The organism is Streptomyces sp. NBC_00878, from assembly GCF_026341515.1.
Classification (GTDB): Bacteria; Actinomycetota; Actinomycetes; order Streptomycetales; family Streptomycetaceae; genus Streptomyces.
Window position 1 is genome coordinate 1,117,442 of the sequence record NZ_JAPEOK010000001.1, and the last position, 18,926, is coordinate 1,136,367.

Consider the following 18,926-nt stretch of genomic DNA (forward strand, 5'->3'; position numbering starts at 1 on the left):
GTCAATTCTTTCCGCCGGTGCCAGTGCCGGTGCCAGTGCACGTCTGTCTGTCCCTTGGGCTGCTCCTTTGGCTGGTCCCTTGGCCGTTCTGTTGGCTGTTCTGTTGGCTGTTCTGTCGGCCGGCCCCTTGGAATTTCCCTCCGCCGGCACCCGTGGGTCGGCGTATCCCCGCCGCCCCGTGGGACAGCGACGCCGGTGCCTCGGCCCGTACCAGCCCCCGTATCGCGGGCACCGACAGCAGCGCCATCGCCACGACGAGGGTCATGGCGCCCGCCACGAGGAGGACGTGGTCCGCGCCGAGGGCCTCCGCGGCCTGGCCGGCGAGGGCCTGGCCGACCGGCATCATCGCCAGGGAGCCGGCGATGTCGTAGGCGTGGATGCGGTTGAGGGCATCGGGCGGGACCTGGGTCTGCACGCTGGTCGCCCACATGACGCCCCAGAACGACAGGCCCGCGCCCGCTGTCACCGCACCGGCCGCCATCACCGCCACTCCGAAGCCCGCTCCGACGGCGGCCGGGAAGCAGGCGAAGGAGGCCCATAGCCACGTGCGGGATCTGAACTCCCGCCAGCCCTGGACGAGATCGGCACCGAAGCCGTTGCCACGGGCCCTGCCGTCGGCGCCGGCCGGAGGCAGCCGGAGCAGCAGGAGGCACAGGGCGCTCAGGGCGTATGTCGCGACGTGGGCCGCGAAGACGCCGCCGGGTGAGGCGAAGGCCACCAGCAGACCGGCGAGCGCGGGGCCCGCGAGCTGGGCCGTGGACTCGGCGACCCGTATGGCACCGTTGGCCGCCTGGACATCGGTGGCGAGACGAGGCACCGTGCCGGCGACGCCGGGCTCGAAGATCGCGGTCGCCGCGCCATGGACCGCGCCGATCACACAGATCTGCCAGAGCACCACGTGGCCGGTGAAGAACAACGCGGCGGCCACGGACTGGGTGCCCAGCCGGACCACATCGGCGCCGATCATCAGCAGCCGTGTGCTGAACCGGTCGGCGAAGACCCCACCGAAGATCACCAGACCCGCGAAGCAGGCGGCCGACGCGGCCATGGCCAGGCCGACCGCCCCCACCCCATAGCCGTGCTGCAGCAGTCCCGCCGCCGGCGCCACCGGCAACATCGTGTCGCCCAGCTTGGCGACGGCCCGAGCGGTGAAGAACAGCCCGAAATCCCGCGACCAGGTCTTCCGGGTGCCGACGTCCGCGCTCACATCACGGCGACCGGTCTCACCACCAGTTGCCTGGCGACCCGTCCCGCCGCCACCGAGGTCACGGCCACCGGCGTCCGCTTCCTCTTTCCCCGGCGGCTCCCCGCCCGAGGAGAACCCGGCCCCGCCCATCCCCCTCATACCCTTCCCCCACCGATCGAGCCCTCGACGGGACCCCGGCGCCCCTCCGCACCGAGCTCCCCACCCGCCTTCGGAGCATGCCACGCGGCACTGACAACGCCCCTCAGCCGTCAGTGTCAGCCATCAGCCGGAAGACCCAATTCCGGGTAGGACTCCAGCAGTCGGGTCGGTGCCGCCTGCCGCCAGGAGTCCGCGAGGATGTCCCGCAACTCGTCCGCGTCCTCAAGGGCCGCGAGCCGCACACGCACCCAGGCGAAGCCTGCCTCATGGTCGGCGATCCAGAACTTCCCGGGCTCCGCCAGCACCAACTCGTCGCGCTCCTCCTTCGGGCAGCGCACGGCGATGGAGGTCTCGTCCTCGGGCAGCGTGGCGAACATCTTCTCCGCGACCCGGAAGGTGGGCATGCTCCAGGCGATCTTCTCCGTCGTGTCCGGCAGAGAGAGGCAGATTCGGCGTACGTCTTCGGCATCCTGCATGGAACGCACGGTAGCCAATGCCACTGACAATCACCTGCTTGGAGCAGGTTCGGTCAGCTGCTGAGGCCGCTTCAGTCAGCTACTGAGAGCAGGTTCGGACAGCTGCTGACAAACAAGTCGGTCAGCCGTTGAGAGCCGGCTCCGAACCCTCGGCCGCCCCCACGTACTTGTAGAAGATCGTCGTCGGACGAAGCACCCCGGCAGGCGTCCGCGCATAGTCGGGTATCACGCCCGCCCGGGTCCAGCCCGCCGACCGGTAGAGGGCCTCGGCCGGGCTGTCCGTCTCGGTGTCCAGGTTGAGTAGGGTCACGCCCGCCTCGACGGCCGCCCGTTCGGCCGTCGCGAGCAGCGAACGTCCGACTCCCCGTCCTCGCCCCTCCCGGTGCACCATCAGTTTCACCACCTCGGCGCGGTGCCGGCTGTTGGGCTTGTCCGGAAAGGCCAGGCTGACGGTGCCGACGACCCGGCCCTCCGCGTACGCGGCCCACACGGCGAGACCGCCCTCCGACAGTGCGGCGGCCCGCTCCCGCCACCAGTCGACGGCGGCGGCGCGATCGAGCGGGGCAAGGAAGCCGACCGACGCGCCCCCGTTGACGGTGTCGGCCAGCAGATCCGCCAACTCCTCGACGGATCGGAGCAGTCGATCGACCGTCAGCCGCACGACGGCGGTCATGGCAGTACCACCGCCAGCGCATAACGCGCGTCCTGGGGGCCGGTGCACCGGAATCGCGTCGGCCCCCACACCCGCAACCGCAGACAGTCGCCCGCGTCGAGCGGATGAGCGGCGTCCTGGGCCGTGACTTCCAGCTGCCCGTCGAGCACCCAGATGTGCTGTTCGAGACCGGGCACGGGCGGCCGGTCGTATGCGATGTCGGCGCCCGGCGTGAGCCGCCCCTCGACGAGTTCACCGCGCAGCCCGGCATGCGGCGGGGACACGGAGCGGCGTACGAAACCGGAGGCCCTGTCCTCCCATACGACCTGGTCGGCGGCCCGTACCAACAGGGCGGGCGCCGCCTCGACCTCGCTGAGCAGCTGCGACATGGAGCGGCCGTAGACGGCGCACAGGCGGTTCAGGAGCGAGGCCGTGGGGCTGATCTCCGCGCGTTCGGCCCGGGACAGGGTCGACCGGCTCACTCCGCTGCGCTCCGCCAACTCGCCCAAGGACCAGCCTCGTTCGGCCCGTAGCTCGGCCAGCCGCATCCCGAGCCGGACGTCGACGGGGTCGGGTCCGGTGCTACCCGCGTCAGCATCGCCACTTTCACCGCGTCTCATATTCGGGATGCTATCCCATATAAGAAACGCACCCGCCGCTGCCGACGCCCCGAGAGGTCAGCCCGCCAACCCGCGAGGTCAGCCCACCGGCGCGGCCTCCCCCAGCGCGTCCAGTACTGGCCGGATCAGTGGATGTTCCTCGGCGCCCCGGCGCACGGCGGCGAAGACCCGGCGCGTGGGTGCGACCCCGTCGACGGGGCGCACGACCACGCCCGCGAGATCCATGCCATGCAGGGCGGAGCGCGGCACCAGGGCGACCCCCGCGTCCGCCGAAGCGAGCGCGACGACCGCTCGGAAGTCGTCCGAGGAGTGCTCCAGCCTGGGCTGGAATCCCGCGTGCTCGCAGGCCAGGACCACCACGTCGTGGCAGGGGTTTCCGGGGTACGGGCCGATCCACGGGTCCTTGGCCAGCTCGGCGAGCGGCACGTCCGTACGGTCGGCGAGGCGGTGGGTCACCGGCACGACGGCGTCGAACGGCTCGGCGTACAACGGGATGTGCGCGAGGCGGGGGTCGTCGGCGTCCGGGGCACCCCGGTACTCGACGGCGACCGCAACGTCGACCTGCCGGTCGAGCACCATCGGCAGGCTCGCGTCGCCCTCCGCGTCCTGGACGCGGAGACGGATGCCGGGCGCCGTCCGCGCGAGCCGGGCCACGGCGGGCGCGACGACCAGGCCGATACCGGTCGCGAAGGAGGCGACGGTGACCGTGCCCGCCGAACCCGAGTCGTACGCGGCGAGCTCCGCCTCGGCCCGCTCCAGCTGGGCGAGGACGGCGTTGGTGTGGCTGAGCAGGATCTCGCCGGCCGGAGTCAGACGCACGCCCCTGGCGCTGCGCTCCACCAGGCGATGACCCGTCTCCTGCTCAAGGGCCGTCAGCTGCTGCGAGACCGCGGAGGGCGTGAGGTAGAGCGCGGCGGCAGCGGCCGTCACCGTGCGATGGTCCGCCACCGCACGGAGGATGTGAAGCCGCCGCGCCTCGATCATGTGACCGATTCTCTCAGAGGTTCACTTTTCGCCCTGCCGTATCTCCCGCTCGCGCTCGATGGCGACTGCGCTCCGGCGCACAACCCCTTCACACACCGGCGCGCACGCCGTGCACCATCAGCCCCCAGACACCCGCTCGTTCGCGCTCAGGCCTCCGCCTTCGATTCCGCCTCCAGCTCCGCCCGCGCCGCCACGAAGGCGTCCACGGCCCGGTTCACATCCTCCGTGGAGTGCGCGGCGGACAGCTGTACGCGGATCCGGGCCCGGTCCTGCGGTACCACGGGGTACGAGAAGCCGATCACGTACACACCACGCTCCAGGAGCAGCTCCGCCATGCGTCCGGCGACAGCGGCGTCACCGATCATGACCGGGGCGATGGCGTGGTCGCCGGGGAGGATGTCGAAGCCCTCCTCGGTCATCCGGGACCGGAACAGCGCGGTGTTCGCGGCGAGCCGCTCGCGCAGGTCGCCCGCCGACTCCAGCAGGTCGAGGACCTTGAGCGAGGCGGCGGCGATGACCGGGGCCAGGGTGTTCGAGAAGAGATACGGGCGTGAGCGCTGGCGCAGCAGGGCGACGATCTCCGCGCGGGCGGCGACGTAGCCGCCGGACGCGCCGCCGAGTGCCTTGCCGAGGGTGCCGGTGATGATGTCGACGCGGTCCATGACGCCGTGCAGCTCGGGGGTGCCGCGACCGCCGGGACCGACGAAGCCGACGGCGTGCGAGTCGTCGACCATGACCATGGCGTCGTAGCGGTCCGCGAGGTCGCAGATCTCGCGCAGCGGGGCCACGTAACCGTCCATGGAGAAGACGCCGTCGGTGACGACGAGCCTGCGACGGGCGCCCGCGGCCTCCTTCAACTGCCGTTCCAGATCCCCGAGGTCGCGGTTGGCGTAGCGGAGGCGGCGGGCCTTCGAGAGGCGGATGCCGTCGATGATCGACGCGTGGTTGAGGGCGTCGGAGATCACCGCGTCCTCCTCGCCGAGGAGGGTTTCGAAGACTCCGCCGTTGGCGTCGAAGCAGGAGGAGTAGAGGATCGTGTCCTCTTGGCCGAGGAAGGCTGAGAGGCGCTGTTCGAGCTCCTTGTGCACCTCCTGCGTACCGCAGATGAAGCGCACGGAGGCCATGCCGTAGCCCCAGCGGTCGAGGGCCTCGTGGGCGGCGGCGATGACCTCGGGGTGGTCGGCGAGACCGAGGTAGTTGTTCGCGCAGAAGTTGAGGACCTCACCGGGGCGGCCGCCCGCGGTGACGCTCACGGTCGCGGACTGCGGGGTGCCGATGACCCGCTCGGGCTTGTGCAGTCCGGCGGCGCGGATCTCGTCGAGGGTGACGCGGAGGTCATCGCGTACGGAGTCGAACATCATCAGTCCTTAGTGGGTCCAGTCGAGGATGACCTTGCCGCCGCGGCCGCTCGCCGCGTCGGCGAACGCCGCTTCGTAGTCGCGGTGGCCGTAGCGCCCGGTGATCACGGGGGCGAGGTCGAGGCCGCCTTCGAGGAGGACCGACATCGCGTACCACGTCTCGAACATCTCACGGCCGTAGATGCCCTTGATCGTGATCATGGAGGTGACGATCCTGGACCAGTCGACGGCGAACTCCTCGGACGGCAGTCCGAGCATGGCGATCTTTCCGCCGTGCGTCATGTTGGCCAGCATGTCGCGCATCGCGACGGGGTTGCCGGACATCTCCAAGCCCACGTCGAAGCCCTCGCGGAGCCCGAGCGCGCGCTGCCCGTCGGTGATGGTCGACTCGGCGACGTTGAGGGCGAGGCTGACGCCGACCTTGCGGGCCAGTTCCAGGCGCTCTTCGCTGACGTCGGTGACGACGACGTGCCGGGCGCCGGCGTGCTTGGCTACGGCGGCGGCCATCAGGCCGATGGGACCCGCGCCGGTGATCAGTACGTCCTCTCCGACCAGCGGGAACGACAGCGCGGTGTGCACGGCGTTGCCGAACGGGTCGAAGATCGCGGCGACGTCGAGGTCGACGGGGACGCGGTGCACCCACACGTTGGACGCGGGCAGCGCGACGTACTCGGCGAACGCGCCGTCGCGGCCGACGCCGAGCCCCACCGTGGCGCGGCACAGATGGCGCCGCCCGGCCTGGCAGTTGCGGCACTTCCCGCAGACGAGGTGGCCCTCGCCGCTGACCCGGTCGCCCACGGCGATGTCGCCGACGTCCCGGCCCGTCTCCACGACCTCTCCCACGAACTCGTGGCCGACCACGAGCGGCGTCCTGATCGCCTGCTGCGCCCAGCCGTCCCAGCTGCGGATGTGCAGGTCGGTTCCGCATATCCCGGTCCTGAGGACCTTGATCAGCACGTCACCGGGGCCGACGACCGGCTCCGGTACGTCCATGAGCCGGAGTCCCGGTTCAGCCTTCTCCTTGACCAGCGCCTTCAACTCGGCTCCCGGGTACGAGGGTTCCGGGCCGGGGCATGCCGAAGCAGGCCCTGGCCCGGAGTGAGGGGTGACGCACGGCAGGGCATGGCGGGGGGAGCCATGTGGGAGCGCCTCTCAGCGGCTGCGGCGCTCCCCTGCCGACGCGGAGAAATCTGCCGTACGGCGGCGCTCCGGTCCATCGAGGTTTTCTTAAGCTCCGCCGCAGCTTTCCTTCACACCTCGCTCCCCGTCCGCCCACTCCAGGAACTCATTGGCGTGCCTGGCCTCTCCAATTCCCTCGCCCCCGTCAGCCTGTCTGGCCCCTCTCGAAGTACGCGACCAGCTCCGCGTCCAGCGGTGGCACCTCGTACGGAACGCCGCCCCCGCGCAGCGACTCGGTGGCCCGGAATCCCGCCGCCACCGCCATCCGCGCGGCCACCGGAGACGTGTCGGTACGCCCTCCCTCGCGGGCGAACCGCACGAACTCGTCGATCAGCAGCGGGTCCGCGCCCCCGTGCTCGACGTCTTCTTCCACGTCGGGCACCGGATACTCGGCGTCCGCCTCGGCCCGGTACCCGGAGCGGCGGGAGTTCCACACCCTCACCACTCCCCCGGGCCCGTCCCCGAAGTTCTCCAGGCGGCCCGCGTCGCCGATGACCGTGTAGTTGCGCCAGTAGTCGGGGGTGAAGTGGCACTGCTGGTAGGCGGCCAACACCCCGTTGTCCAGGCGCATGTTGACGACCGACACGTCCTCGACGTCGATCACCGGGTTGAGGGCCCGCTGGGTGTGCGGGGGCCAGTGGCCGTCCTCCGTGTACCAGTCGTCGGTCTTCGGCTCGCCCGGCGACCGGCGGTGCGGATTGCCGCCGTACACCATCAGGTCGCCGAACGCCTGTACCTGGCGCGTGTACCCGCCCGCGAGCCAGTGCAGTACGTCGAGGTCGTGGGCGCCCTTCTGGAGCAACAGGCTGGTGGTACACCGGCGTTCGGCGTGCCAGTCCTTGAAGTACCAGTCGCCTCCGTAGCCCACGAAGTGCCGTACCCACACCGTTTTGACCGTGCCTATGGCGCCGCGCACCACGAGGTCGCGCATCAGCCGGATCATCGGCATGTGGCGCATGTTGTGGCCCACGTACAGCCGGGTGCCTGTCTCGTGGGCGGTGCGCAGGATGAGGTCGCACCGCTCGATGGTGATGTCCAGGGGCTTCTCGACGAAGACGGGCTTGCCCGCGCGCAGGGCCTCGCAGGCGATCTCGGCGTGGGTGTGGTCCGGGGTGAGGACGAGCACGGCGTCGACGTCCGGGGCGTCGATGACCTTGCGGTGGTCCTCGACGGTTCGGGCGCCGGGGATGCGGTCGGCGGCGCGCTCCCGCAGTGCCGGGTCGTGTTCGGCGACGACGGTCACGCGGGAGCCCCGGCCGGGGCGGTGGGCGATGCGGGCGAGCGAACCGCGCAGGCCGAAGCCGAGGGCGCCGAGACGCAGGTCGGTCATGAGGTGCCTTCCCGTTCGGTGACGAGGAGTCGGATCCGGCAGAGGGCAGTCCGGAGGCGTCCTTCCGAGGAGGCCGCCGGACCGTCCTCTGCCGAGGTCAACTTCCCATCGGGCGGCGCGTTCCGCGAGAGCGCCTGGGGCTCAGGGCCCGGGGCCCGGCAACCGGGGCCGCAGACGGACGCGGTCGCGGGCCGCCGCCGGTCGGGCGGCAGGCACCCTGGCCCAGCACCCCGGCACCCGCACCCGCACCCGCACCCGCACCCGCACCCGCACCCGCACATACGAGCAGGGTCGACCGCATGCGAACAGGTCTCACTCCGTACACACAGGACACCTGGCATACGCACACCGCTCAATTGATCTGTCGGCCCCCACCAGCCGTATCCCTCTTCGGACCGGGAACCGCACCCGGGAGCAGAGGAGTCGAAACCCCGTCATGCCCTCACCGCACGTGTCCCTGCCGCCCACCGACCACGTCCTGTCGCCGCACACCGGCTGGACGCGGGCGCACTGGGAGGCGCTCGCCGACCGGCAGCTCGAAGCCCTCGTCCCCTACGCGACGCCGGGCCTCGCGCAGTACCGGCTGCCCGGGCGGACCTCGTCGTCGGGTGTCGTGTCGGACGGCCTCGAAGGGTTCGCGCGGTCATTCCTGCTGGCCTCCTTCCGGATCGCCGGGGCGCGGGGCAGCGTCGATCCCCGTCTCATAGAACGCTACGCGCGGGGTCTGACAACGGGCACCGACCGCGACAGCGGCGAGGCCTGGCCCGAACTCACGGACTGCTCCCGGCAGATGGCGGAGGCCGCCTCGGTCGCCGTCGCGCTGCACGAGTCACGCCCCTGGATCTGGGACCGGCTGCACACCGAGGCGCGGGAGCGGATCGTGGACTGGCTGTGGGGTTTCGTGGGCCGCCGCACCTGGGACAACCACTGGCGGCTCTACCAGGTGGTGGCCGAACAGTTCCTGGCCTCGGTCGGCGCGCCCTACCGTCAGGACGACATCGACGCCGGGCTCGACCGCCTCGACGACTGGTACGCCGGCGACGGCTGGTACAGCGACGGCGAGGGCCGGACCTTCGACCACTACAACGGCTGGGCGATGCACTTGTACCCGCTGCTGTGGTGCCGGATGACCGGCGGCGACGGAGGCGGCCGCGGCCACGTCTACCGGGAGCGGCTCGCCCGGTTCCTCGACGACTACCCGCGGTTCTTCGGCGCGGACGGCTCCCCCGTGCACCACGGCCGCTCCCTGACGTACCGTTTCGCCACCACGGCTCCGGTGTGGCTGGGCGCCCTCGTCGGCGGTACGCCGCTGGCGCCGGGCCTCACCCGACGGCTGGCGTCCGGCACGGTACGGCACTTCGTGGAGCGCGGGGTGCCCGACGAGCGGGGGCTGCTGCCGCTCGGCTGGTACGAAACGTTCCTGCCGATGACCCAGCCGTACTCGGGGCCCGCGTCCCCGTACCGGGCGAGCATGGGTTTCCTCGGGCTGCTGCTGCCTCCGGAGCACCCGGTGTGGACGGCACGCGAACTGCCGCTGCCCGTCGAAGAGTCGGACCAGTACACCGCGCTCCCGGCCCCCGGCTGGCTGTTGCACGGCACGAAGCACGACGGCATCGTCCGCCTGGTCAACCACGGCAGCGACCGCAACTCCCCGTCCGGGCCCGCCGAGGACGATCCGCACCACGCGAAGTTCGGCTACTCGACGGCGACGGCGCCCGAGGCGGCGGCCCACGCCTGGGAGCGGACGGTGGACGGGCATCTCGCCCTGGTGGCCCCGGACGGCACCGCGTCACGCCGACGCGGCATCGTTCCGCTGCACTGCTCCGGTCGGACGGCGGCCTCCCGCCACAGCGCTCAACTGCCCGGAGATGAACAGGAGTTCCCGATCGAGACGACGAGCGTGCTGCGCGGGCCCTGGGAGATACGCGTACATCGGGTGCTCGCGCCGTCCGGCCTGACCGTCCGGGAGGGCGGTTACGCGGTCGCGGCCGAGTCCCGGCCCACCGCCGAGCGGGGCCACGGCTGGGCTCTGGCGCGCACGGACAACGGGCTGACCAGTGTCGTCGTCGCGCTGCACGGCTGGGACGAGGACACCGGCATCGCGCGCGCGGTCGAGGCCAACGCCTTCGGCCCCCACTCCGCGACGCCGTACCTCCGGTGCGCGGCGGGGCATCCGGGCGGCAGCGGTGTGTACGCCACCCTGCACGCGCTGACGCGGGATTCCGTGCACCCCCAGGCGTTACGGGAGTCCGTGTCCTGCGAGGTAGAGGGGCACGAGGTCCGGATCACGTTCCCCGAAGGGGACACCGTCTCCGTATGAGAGGGCCACGCCGCCGTAGGCGGGAGCGGGGCGGGGGCGGGAAGGACGCGGATCAGAACCCGCCTTCCCTCAGCTCGATCCGCTCGACCAGCTCCGCCGCCATCGACTTGATGGTGTCGAGGCCCGCCCGCCCCCACGGCCGGGGCTCGACATCGGTGACGCACACCGTGCCGAGCACGGTGCCCGTGCGGTCGATGAGCGGGGCGCCGAGGTAGGAGCGGATGCCGAACTCGTCGACGACCGGATTGCCGGCGAAGCGCGGATAGTCGCGGACGTCCTCCAGGACCAGCGCCTTGTGGCGGACGACCACATGGGGGCAGAAGCCATGGTCTCTGGCCATATAGCGGCCGATCCTCGGTCGCGCGGCGCCCGCCTGATCCGTACGGACCTCGTTCGGAACCTCTGCCGGAACGTTGCCTTCGGGAGTGTGCAGGCCCGCGAAGAACTGCCGCTCCTCGTCGATGAAGTTGACCATCGCGTACGGCGCCCCGGCGAGCTCGGCGAGCCGGTTCGCGAACGCGTCGAGGGCCGGCTCCGTGTGCTGCCCCAGACCGAGCACCCGCAGCCGCCGTGTTCTGGCGGGGGCCTCCTTGTCCTCGGGAGTGAGCAGCAGCCGACCGGCCGGGCGCGGCGGGTCGTACGTCATGTGTGGGCTCCGTGGCTGGGGGCGTGCGAGGGCGTGTGAGCGAGGAGGTGGCGGACGAGGGTGAGCAAGGTCTGCACACCCGAGCTGGAGATCCGGGCGTCGCAGCGCACGACGGGTACCTCGGGGTCGAGGTCGATGGCCGCCCGCACCTCCTCCGGGTCGTAGCGGAAGCCTCCGTCGAACTCGTTGACGGCGACGATGAATCCCAGGCCACGCTGCTCGAAGAAGTCGACCGCCGCGAAGCAGTCCTCCAGACGGCGGGTGTCGGCGAGGATGACCGCGCCGAGCGCGCCTTCGGAGAGCTCGTCCCACATGAACCAGAACCGCTCCTGCCCGGGCGTGCCGAACAGATAGAGCACGTGCTCCGGATCGAGGGTGATGCGCCCGAAGTCCATCGCGACGGTCGTCTCGACCTTGTTCTCGATGCCGTCGAGGTTGTCGGTCGCGGCGCTGACCGTGGTCAGCAGTTCCTCCGTGCTGAGCGGCGCGATCTCGCTCACCGCGCCGACGAAGGTGGTCTTTCCTACCCCGAACCCGCCCGCCACGAGAATCTTCAACGCGGTGGGGAAGGGGTCAGAGCTGTCGTCGTAGTCCATCGAGCACTGCCTCCAGAAGAGACCGGTCAGTGGGGTTGTGGTGGAAGGTCGGGGGCTTCGTGGAGAGCGCCCCGCAGTCGACGAGATCGGACAGCAGCACCTTCGTCACCGCTGCGGGCAGTTTCAGATGCGCGGCGACCTCGGCGACCGAGACGGGGTCCCGGCACAGTTCGAGTGCCTGGGTGTGCTCGGGGCCGAGGTAGCCGAGAGGGGTGACACCGGTGGCCATCACCTGTGACAGAAGGTCGAGCGCGGTGCTCGGCCGGGTCCGGCCGTTGCTGACCTGGTAAGGACGCACAAGGCGTCCGGCCGCATCATCGAGCCAGGGCCCGTCGCCGGCCGAGGCCACGCTCAAGGCCTCATCGCCGACGGTTCGACGGTCTGCTGCCTCGGCGCGGTCATCAGGTACGGGCGGACACTCTTGACCAGCATCGCCATCTCATAGCCGAGTACGGCCGCGTCGGCGTCGCGTCCGGCGAGCACGGCGAGACACGTACCGGAGCCCGCGGTGGTCACGAACAGCAGGGTGGAGTCCAGTTCGACGACGACCTGGCGTACGTCACCGCCGTCCCCGAAGCGGACGCCCGCGCTGCGCCCCAGGGAGTAGAGGCTGGAGGCCAGGGCCGCCATGTGGTCGGCGCTGTCGGGATCGAGCCCGTGCACCGATTTCACGAGGCCGTCGCAGGAGAGCAGCACCGCGCTTCTGGTGTGCGGAACGCGCTGCACCAGGCCGCTCATCAGCCAGTCGAGATCGGACGAGTGCCCGGTCGGCATATCGCTCGCCATGGGGGATCGACTCCTTGAAGTACGAAGGTCTGCGGGAGCGGAAGCGTGGGTGGAGATGGGGGCAGAAGTGGGTGTGGGGGTGACGTGGTTCATCCGGCTGGTGTGCTCCCGTCGTGCCGGGCGGTGAGGTCGTGACCTGGCACGGGCGCCGTCTTGAACGCCGCGTGTGCCTCGGGTGGTTCGTGCGCTGGGTGCGCTGGGTGCGCTTCCCCTATGGGGGTTCCGTCCATGGGGGCCGGGCCCACGTGTGCCTGGCCCATGTGTCCCGCATCCCCATGCCCCGCATCCCCGTGTGCCGCGTCCGGGAACTGGGCCTCGGCAAGCCCGATACCGCGCTGGAACGCCGCCATCAGACCGGGGTCGTGACCGACGAGGAACTCGGAGTCCGGCCGCGGCGCGGGTCCGTCGCGCAGCTCGGGCACGAGGTGCTCCTGGGCCCGCCGTTTGGGCAGTTGAGGCTTGCTCATGGTGCCGCGCACCGCGCCACCGCGCGGGGTTGGGAGCGTGACCGTGTTCTCCGCGACAAGCCGCCGATCACCGGGGCGGATACCGGGCACGGCCTCTGCCGGGTTGGGCCGCGCCTCCGCACCGCGCACCGGCAGCGGGGCCGGAGCACCGCCGTTCACGACCGACGCTCCGCCGGGCGCGCTGTCCCGCCGCGGCTGCACCGGCACGGCGGCCCTCGCACCGTGGACGCCGTAGACGCCTTGGGCATCGTGGGCGTCATGGACATCGTGGGACGGATACGACGTGGGTTCCTGACCCGCCGCACGCGGTACGTCGCCGGAGGCGCCCGGGACCGCTCCCTGCACGGGGATCGACGTCCCCTGACCGGGAGTCCCGTAAGCCGGGCTCCCATGGACGGGAGACGCCTGGACAGGAGACCCGTGGACGGGAGACCCGTGAGCAGGCGTCCCCTGGGCAGGTGTCCCGTGGACCGAGCTGCTGTGTGCGGGGGTGCCATGTGGTGGCGTGCCATGCAGCGGCGCGTCCTGGCCTGGCACGCCATGGAGAGGCGTGCTGCTCCTCAGAGGCGGCTCCTGTGCCGACATGACATGAGAAGCCGCTGCCCCACGTGTCGAAGAGCTATGTGCTGCGACCCCATGTGCCGGAGTCCCGTGTGCCGACGTCCCCTGTGCCGAAGCCTCGTACGCCACAGCGCCATGTGCCTGAGCCCCATGTGCCTGTGCATGAGGTGCGTGAGCCCCATGTGCCAGACCACCATGAGTCTCCGCCTCAAGCCCCGAAGAGCCTTGGCCCAACGCCCCGGCCCCCGCAGCACCCTCTACCGAAACCTCCCGCAGACGCCCAGCCCCAGCCCCGGCCCCAATCCCGGCCCCTCCAGCCCCGGCCACAGACCGAGCCCCAACAGCGGCATCGCCCCCACCCCCAGCCTGCTGCACCGCCTGCTGCACCGCCCGCCGCGGCTCGTCCTCAGCCCCCAGCAACGCCTGCGGCACGACCAGTACGGCCTGCACGCCGCCGTAGATATTGGTCTGGAGCCGCACCACGATCCCGTGGCGACGCGCGAGCTGCGAGACCACGAACAACCCGATGCGGCCGTCCTGCAGCAGACTCGCGACGTTCACCTGATCCGGATCGGCCAGCAACGCGTTCATCTTGTGCTGCTCGGCCAGCGGCATGCCGAGCCCTCGATCCTCGACCTCGACGGCGAGCCCGGACGTGACCACGTTGGCCCGCAGCAGCACTTGGGTGTGCGGCGCCGAGAACACCGTGGCGTTCTCGACGAGTTCGGCCAGCAGATGGATCACGTCGGCGACTGCGTGCCCGCGCACGGTGCCGTCGATCGGCGGTACCAGCTTGACCCGCGAGTACTGCTCGACCTCGGCGGTCGCGGAGCGCAGCACCTCGGTCATGGAGACCGGGTTGCTCCACTGCCGGCGCGAGACGGCCCCGCCGAGGACGGCGAGGTTCTCGGCATGCCGCCGGATCCGGGTGGCGAGGTGGTCGACGTGGAACAGACCCTTGAGCAGGTCCGGGTCCTCGATCTCGTTCTCCAGCTCGTCGAGGATCGAGATCTCGCGGTGCACGAGAGACTGCAGACGCCGCGCCAGATTGACGAAGACCTCGACCTTCTGCTCGCTGTCCGCATGACTGGAGAGCTGCGCGGCCGCCACGACCGCGCTGACGGCACCGTCGTGGGCACGCGCCATGTCGTCGGCGAGCAGATCGAACTCGTCGGCGTCCGGGACGGGTTGGCTGCGCGGACTGCGCTCGGGCGGCCCGTCGCCCCGGCGCAGCGTCTCGACGAGGGCACGCAGATCGGCCTGGCCGCGGGCGCTGGTGCGGCGCAGGGTGCCGATGCGGTCGCGTACGGACCTGGCGGCGCGGTCGGCGGCCACGGCGGCGATCACGATGCCCACGAGAGCGACCGCGACGGCTCCGCCGAGCACGATCCACAGGGTGAGGCCGGGCCGTGCGGCGGTCGTGCGGACGGTGAAGAGCACGGCGGCGCTGGCGCTGAGGGCCACCGCGATGGGCGGCAGGACCGCGAGGCGGAGGAGCTGGGGCCGTATGTGGGTCTCGGGCAGCGTGGAGGCGGTGCGGGCGACCGGTCGCCCGTGCCGCCCGCCCTCGCGGCGGTCTGCGCGTGCGGCCGGTGCGCGAAGGTGAGACATCGACGTCCTCGTACTGGTGTGTCGGGGCTGTGGGGGCTCCCGCGGGTTCTGCGACCAAGGCATGCGCCGACTGGGACATGCGCCATCGCTGCGCCGGTCGAGAGAGCCGAAGAATTCGGCCCTGTGTCGCTCAGCGGACACTCACAGTAGTCGCCTGCGCATCATGTGCGGTGGGCAGTTGACAATTCCCGGCGGTCAGCGTCCCGCTCTGGTATGAGGGTTCGTACGACAGGCCGATAACCACCTCGCACGCCCGTTCCCATGCATCAGTGAACCGATCAGACCTGGTCAGAAGCGGTCAGCAAGAAAACGGCGAGGGCCGAGGAGCAGGATGCTCCTCGGCCCTCGCCGAACGCCTTCGCGCGCTGCTTCGTCACCCCGCGGGGACGGTTTCCGGGTCTCCGGTGTCCTCCGTCGCGTCACGCGGAGTGTCACGGACCGTTTCCTCGACGGCGGGCCAGCCACCTTCCGGGGTGACGGCCACGCCGCGCCACCAGGGCTCGGACGGGACGGTCTCCGCGGTCGGCTCGAAGGGCTCACCGGGCCGGGGCAGCGCGATCCGGGCACCGGCCGCCCGGGCGGCGGTGACGGTCCCTTCGCCGGGCTCGGCCCAGGGGTGCGCCGCGAGGTTGAACGTCCCCCAGTGGATCGGCAGCATCACACCGCTGGGCCGACCGCCCTGGAGATCGAGATGGGCACGCATGCCCTCCTCGGGCGTCATGTGGATGTCGGGCCAGAACTCGCTGTACGCGCCGATCTGGATCATCGTGGCGTCGAACGGGCCGTGCGCGGCGCCGATGTCCTTGAAGCCCGCGAAGTACCCGGTGTCACCGCTGTGATAGATCCGGTGCTCGTCCCCTGCCACGGCCCAGGAGGCCCAGAGGGTGTGCTGCGTGTTGCGCAGGCCGCGGCCGCAGAAGTGGCGGGCGGGCGTGGCGGTCAGGGAGATTCCGCCGACCTTCGTCGTCTCGTGCCAGTCGAGCTCGCGCAGCCTGTCCGTCGAGACACCCCAGTGCTCCAGGTGGGCGCCGACGCCGAGGGGCACCGCGAACACCGTGTCCGTACCGGCCAGGGCCTTGATCGTGGGGAGGTCCAGGTGGTCGTAGTGGTCGTGCGAGATGACGACGACATCGACCGGGCCGAGCGCTTCCAGCGGCAGGGGCACGGGGTGCAGCCGCTTGGGCCCGGCGAAGGCGAACGGGGAGCAGCGCTCACCCCAGACGGGGTCGAAGAGCACCCGGTGCCCGTCGATCTCGGCGAGCACACTGGAGTGCCCCATCCACGTCAACCGCAGGCCCTGGGCCGGTGGCCGGGCCAGGTCGGCGAGGGTCGTGGCATGGACCGGCACCACGCCCGCCGGGGCGCGGCGCACGCGCTCCTCCTTACGGAAGAAGGACCGCGCGAATTCGAGCATGGCGCCGTCGGGCCGGGGAGCGCCCTCGGGGTTCCGGAAAACGCCGTCCGCGAAGTTCGGCGATCTGCGGATGCGCTCCATACGCTCACCACTGGGATCAGCGCCGAAGGCGGCGGGCCGCAGAGAACGGAGCCCGGAGCTCAGGGAACGGGAACCGGTCACGGCACCTCCAGGTGGAGTCGGTCTGACTTTCCATTATGGTCGCCGCCTCTGACAGCGCCGGGTCGGGCGTACGACAGGGCGGTGTCCGCGCGGGCCATGGCGGGATCCATCGGGTAGGACATCACGTTCTACTGAAGATCCATTCAGTATGTTGACAGATACATGCAGCACTTTCGATACTGACCGACCATTCAGTAATGGTGTAGGTCGGCACCAGAACCGGGATGCGGTACGCACCCGGCCCCACGCCGGTCAAACGCTCTGAACCTGTCCTCTGTTCCCCCCGATGTCCCCCGATCCCCGACCGTTCCCCCCAGCCTTTCCCCTCGATCGTTCCCCCGATCCCCTGTCCCCGCCCCCGAGGAGCCCCTATGAACGTCCCGGACAGCAGCCCGTTGATGACGCTCACCTGGACCGACCACGTCACCGGCCGCCAGGGGCACCTGGTCGTGGACCGGCTGGTGCGCGGCGTCTCCAGCGGCGGGCTGCGCATGCGGGCGGGCTGCACGCTGGAGGAGGTCGCCGGGCTCGCCCGTGGCATGACCATGAAGGAGGCCCTGCACTACGACCCGGAGAGCCGCTACGTACCGCTCGGCGGCGCGAAGGGCGGCATCGACTGCGATCCCCAGGCCCCGGAGGCGTACGGCCTGCTCGTACGCTATCTGCGCGCCATGCGCCCGTACATCGAGAGCCTCTGGACCACCGGGGAGGATCTCGGCCTCAGCCAGGACCTCGTCGACCGGGCCGCGGCGGAGGCGGGGCTCGTGTCGTCGATCCAGGCCGTCTATCCGCTGCTCGACGACGAGGCGACGGCCCGGCGGCGGCTGGCGGACGCGTTCGCCGTCGAGGTGGACGGTATGGGGCTCGACGAGCTGGTCGGCGGCTGCGGGGTGGCCGAGTCGGTCCTCGCGGCCCTGGACCGGGCCAAGGTGGCGTACGACGGGACCCGGGTCGCCGTGCAGGGGCTGGGCACGATGGGCGGGGCCACGGCCCGCTTCCTCACGCGCGCGGGGCTGACGATCGTGGCCGTCGCCGACGTGAAGGGCACGATCGCCAACCCCGCGGGACTGGACGTCGACGCGCTGCTCGCCGCCCGTGACACGTACGGAACGATCGACCGCGCGGCGCTGCGTCCGGCCGACCGCGAACTGCCCGGCGACGCCTGGCTGTCCATCGAGGCCGACGTACTGGTGCCGGCGGCGGTCTCGTACGCGATCGACGCCACCAATCAGGGGCGGATCAGAGCCCGTTGGATCGTCGAGGCCGCCAACATGCCCGTCCTGCCGGGCGCGGAGCATCTGCTCGCCGGCCGCGGTGTCACCGTCCTGCCGGACGTCGTGGTCAACTCCGGGACCAACGCCTGGTGGTGGTGGACGCTGTTCGGCGACATCGGGGCCGACGCGGAGGAGGCGTTCGCGTACACGCGGCGCTCGATGCGTGCTCTGATCGACCAAATGCTCGCGCGCGCGGAGGCCGACGGGACGACACCGCGGGCTGCCGCGCACGCGATCGTCGCGGACCGGTTGCCGGTCATCGCGGAGCGGTTCGGCTGGTACCGCTGACGCCGCCGCCCCTCCACCGGTGCACTCCAGGGAGACCGCATAGGGTTGCCCGGTGGCAAGAGTGCGGTTGAGCGTGGCGGAGCGGCGTGAGGAACTGCTGCGGGCCGCCATCCAGCAGATCGAGGAGCGCGGGGTGTCCGCGGTGCGGATCGCCGATGTGGCGACCGCGCTCGGGGTGAGCAACGCCCTGGTGCTCTACCACTTCTCGACGAAGGAGAAACTGGTCGCCGCCGCGTTCACGTACGCGGCCGAGGACGACCTCGCCCGCCTGCGCAAGCTGCTCGGCCGCCGGACGACCGCGCTGCGCCGGCTGCGGGCGGCGGTCCGCTGGTACGCGCCGACCGGGCAGGCCAAGGGCTGGCGGCTGTGGATCGAGGGCTGGGCGGTCGCGCTGCGCGAGCCGGCGCTGCGGGACGTCACCCGTGACCTCGACCTGCAGTGGAAGGCGGCGATCACGGAGGTCATCGCGGATGGTGTGGCGGCCGGCGAGTTCCACTGCCCGGACCCCACGAGTACGGCGCTGCGCCTCACCGCCCTGCTGGACGGGCTCGCGGTCCAGATGACGGCGTACCCGGGCGCGGTCTCACGCACCCGCACCCAGGAGTGGGTGGACGAGGCGCTGGCCCGGGAACTGGGGCTGGCGCGCGAGGCGTTGACGACTCCGAGCGCCTGAGGCCGCGTGCCGACGTACCCCCGGTTCGCGAGCGAGTGACGGACGGCGGGCCTGGTCGACGTCCACCGGCTGAAAGCCGACGGGGCTCCTCGACATCACCCACCGAGGGACAGCCGGGCCTCCTCGACGTCCACCGGGCGAAGAACCGCCCCCATGCCGACAGTTCGGGCCACCAGCCGCACCC

General features: G+C 71.2%; 17 protein-coding genes. 3 read left to right on the forward strand and 14 right to left on the reverse strand.

The features are described 5' to 3' along the window. Window position 1: 1 nt before the first annotated feature. The 8 genes from OHA11_RS04475 to OHA11_RS04510 all read right to left on the reverse strand — a co-directional run bounded on the left by OHA11_RS04475 (window position 2) and on the right by OHA11_RS04510 (window position 7,944). The gene (locus OHA11_RS04475) at window positions 2-1,207 is read right to left on the reverse strand and encodes an MFS transporter (RefSeq protein WP_266492158.1); all 1,206 of its coding nucleotides are present in this window, start codon (window positions 1,205-1,207) and stop codon (window positions 2-4) included. 254 nt (window positions 1,208-1,461) lie between these two features. Further along, a complete protein-coding gene (locus OHA11_RS04480; protein ID WP_266492159.1) occupies window positions 1,462-1,821 on the reverse strand; it encodes an MmcQ/YjbR family DNA-binding protein in 360 nt (119 codons plus the stop codon). Between the two features lie 121 nt (window positions 1,822-1,942). Beyond that, on the reverse strand, window positions 1,943-2,494 hold the full coding sequence (locus OHA11_RS04485) for a GNAT family N-acetyltransferase (protein WP_266492161.1): 552 nt from the start codon (window positions 2,492-2,494) through the stop codon (window positions 1,943-1,945). Next, window positions 2,491-3,093, reverse strand: coding sequence for a helix-turn-helix domain-containing protein (locus tag OHA11_RS04490; protein ID WP_266492163.1), 603 nt, complete (start codon window positions 3,091-3,093; stop codon window positions 2,491-2,493). Before OHA11_RS04490 ends, OHA11_RS04485 begins: the two co-directional genes overlap by 4 nt. 78 nt (window positions 3,094-3,171) lie before the next feature. After that, on the reverse strand, window positions 3,172-4,077 hold the full coding sequence (locus OHA11_RS04495; RefSeq protein ID WP_266492164.1) for a LysR family transcriptional regulator: 906 nt from the start codon (window positions 4,075-4,077) through the stop codon (window positions 3,172-3,174). Between the two features lie 146 nt (window positions 4,078-4,223). Next, complete coding sequence (locus tag OHA11_RS04500; protein WP_266506939.1) at window positions 4,224-5,435, reverse strand: glycine C-acetyltransferase; 1,212 nt, start codon at window positions 5,433-5,435, stop codon at window positions 4,224-4,226. Between the two features lie 9 nt (window positions 5,436-5,444). After that, complete coding sequence (tdh, locus tag OHA11_RS04505; protein WP_266492166.1) at window positions 5,445-6,473, reverse strand: L-threonine 3-dehydrogenase; 1,029 nt, start codon at window positions 6,471-6,473, stop codon at window positions 5,445-5,447. Between the two features lie 286 nt (window positions 6,474-6,759). After that, window positions 6,760-7,944, reverse strand: a complete 1,185-nt coding sequence (locus OHA11_RS04510) for a Gfo/Idh/MocA family protein (protein ID WP_266492167.1) — start codon at window positions 7,942-7,944, stop codon at window positions 6,760-6,762. 436 nt (window positions 7,945-8,380) lie between these two features. Between OHA11_RS04510 and OHA11_RS04515 the strand changes: the two genes are divergently transcribed. After that, entirely contained in the window at window positions 8,381-10,264 is a 1,884-nt protein-coding gene (locus tag OHA11_RS04515; protein WP_266492169.1) for a DUF2264 domain-containing protein, read from the forward strand. A gap of 52 nt (window positions 10,265-10,316) precedes the next feature. Here OHA11_RS04515 and OHA11_RS04520 read toward each other — a convergent pair whose 3' ends face one another. From OHA11_RS04520 to OHA11_RS04545, 6 genes are all read right to left on the reverse strand, one after another. Further along, window positions 10,317-10,910, reverse strand: a complete 594-nt coding sequence (locus OHA11_RS04520) for a GAF domain-containing protein (RefSeq protein WP_266492172.1) — start codon at window positions 10,908-10,910, stop codon at window positions 10,317-10,319. After that, window positions 10,907-11,506: an ATP/GTP-binding protein gene (locus OHA11_RS04525; RefSeq protein ID WP_266492174.1), complete on the reverse strand. Its 600-nt coding sequence runs from the start codon at window positions 11,504-11,506 to the stop codon at window positions 10,907-10,909. Before OHA11_RS04525 ends, OHA11_RS04520 begins: the two co-directional genes overlap by 4 nt. Beyond that, entirely contained in the window at window positions 11,484-11,855 is a 372-nt protein-coding gene (locus OHA11_RS04530; protein ID WP_266506940.1) for a DUF742 domain-containing protein, read from the reverse strand. Before OHA11_RS04530 ends, OHA11_RS04525 begins: the two co-directional genes overlap by 23 nt. Before the next feature lie 2 nt (window positions 11,856-11,857). Continuing rightward, entirely contained in the window at window positions 11,858-12,292 is a 435-nt protein-coding gene (locus OHA11_RS04535; RefSeq protein ID WP_266492176.1) for a roadblock/LC7 domain-containing protein, read from the reverse strand. A gap of 89 nt (window positions 12,293-12,381) precedes the next feature. Then, on the reverse strand, window positions 12,382-14,931 hold the full coding sequence (locus OHA11_RS04540; RefSeq protein WP_266492178.1) for an ATP-binding protein: 2,550 nt from the start codon (window positions 14,929-14,931) through the stop codon (window positions 12,382-12,384). 373 nt (window positions 14,932-15,304) lie between these two features. Beyond that, window positions 15,305-16,507: an MBL fold metallo-hydrolase gene (locus OHA11_RS04545; RefSeq protein WP_266492179.1), complete on the reverse strand. Its 1,203-nt coding sequence runs from the start codon at window positions 16,505-16,507 to the stop codon at window positions 15,305-15,307. A 371-nt stretch (window positions 16,508-16,878) separates the two neighbouring features. On the opposite strand from OHA11_RS04545, the gene OHA11_RS04550 reads away from it, so the two are divergent. Together OHA11_RS04550 and OHA11_RS04555 are read left to right on the forward strand one after the other, a co-directional pair. After that, window positions 16,879-18,069 carry a Glu/Leu/Phe/Val dehydrogenase dimerization domain-containing protein gene (locus tag OHA11_RS04550; RefSeq protein WP_266492180.1) on the forward strand — a complete coding sequence of 397 codons (1,191 nt, stop codon included), beginning with the start codon at window positions 16,879-16,881 and terminating at the stop codon, window positions 18,067-18,069. Window positions 18,070-18,121: 52 nt separating this feature from the next. Then, a complete protein-coding gene (locus tag OHA11_RS04555) occupies window positions 18,122-18,742 on the forward strand; it encodes a TetR/AcrR family transcriptional regulator (protein WP_266492181.1) in 621 nt (206 codons plus the stop codon). The last annotated feature ends 184 nt before the right edge of the window (window positions 18,743-18,926 follow it).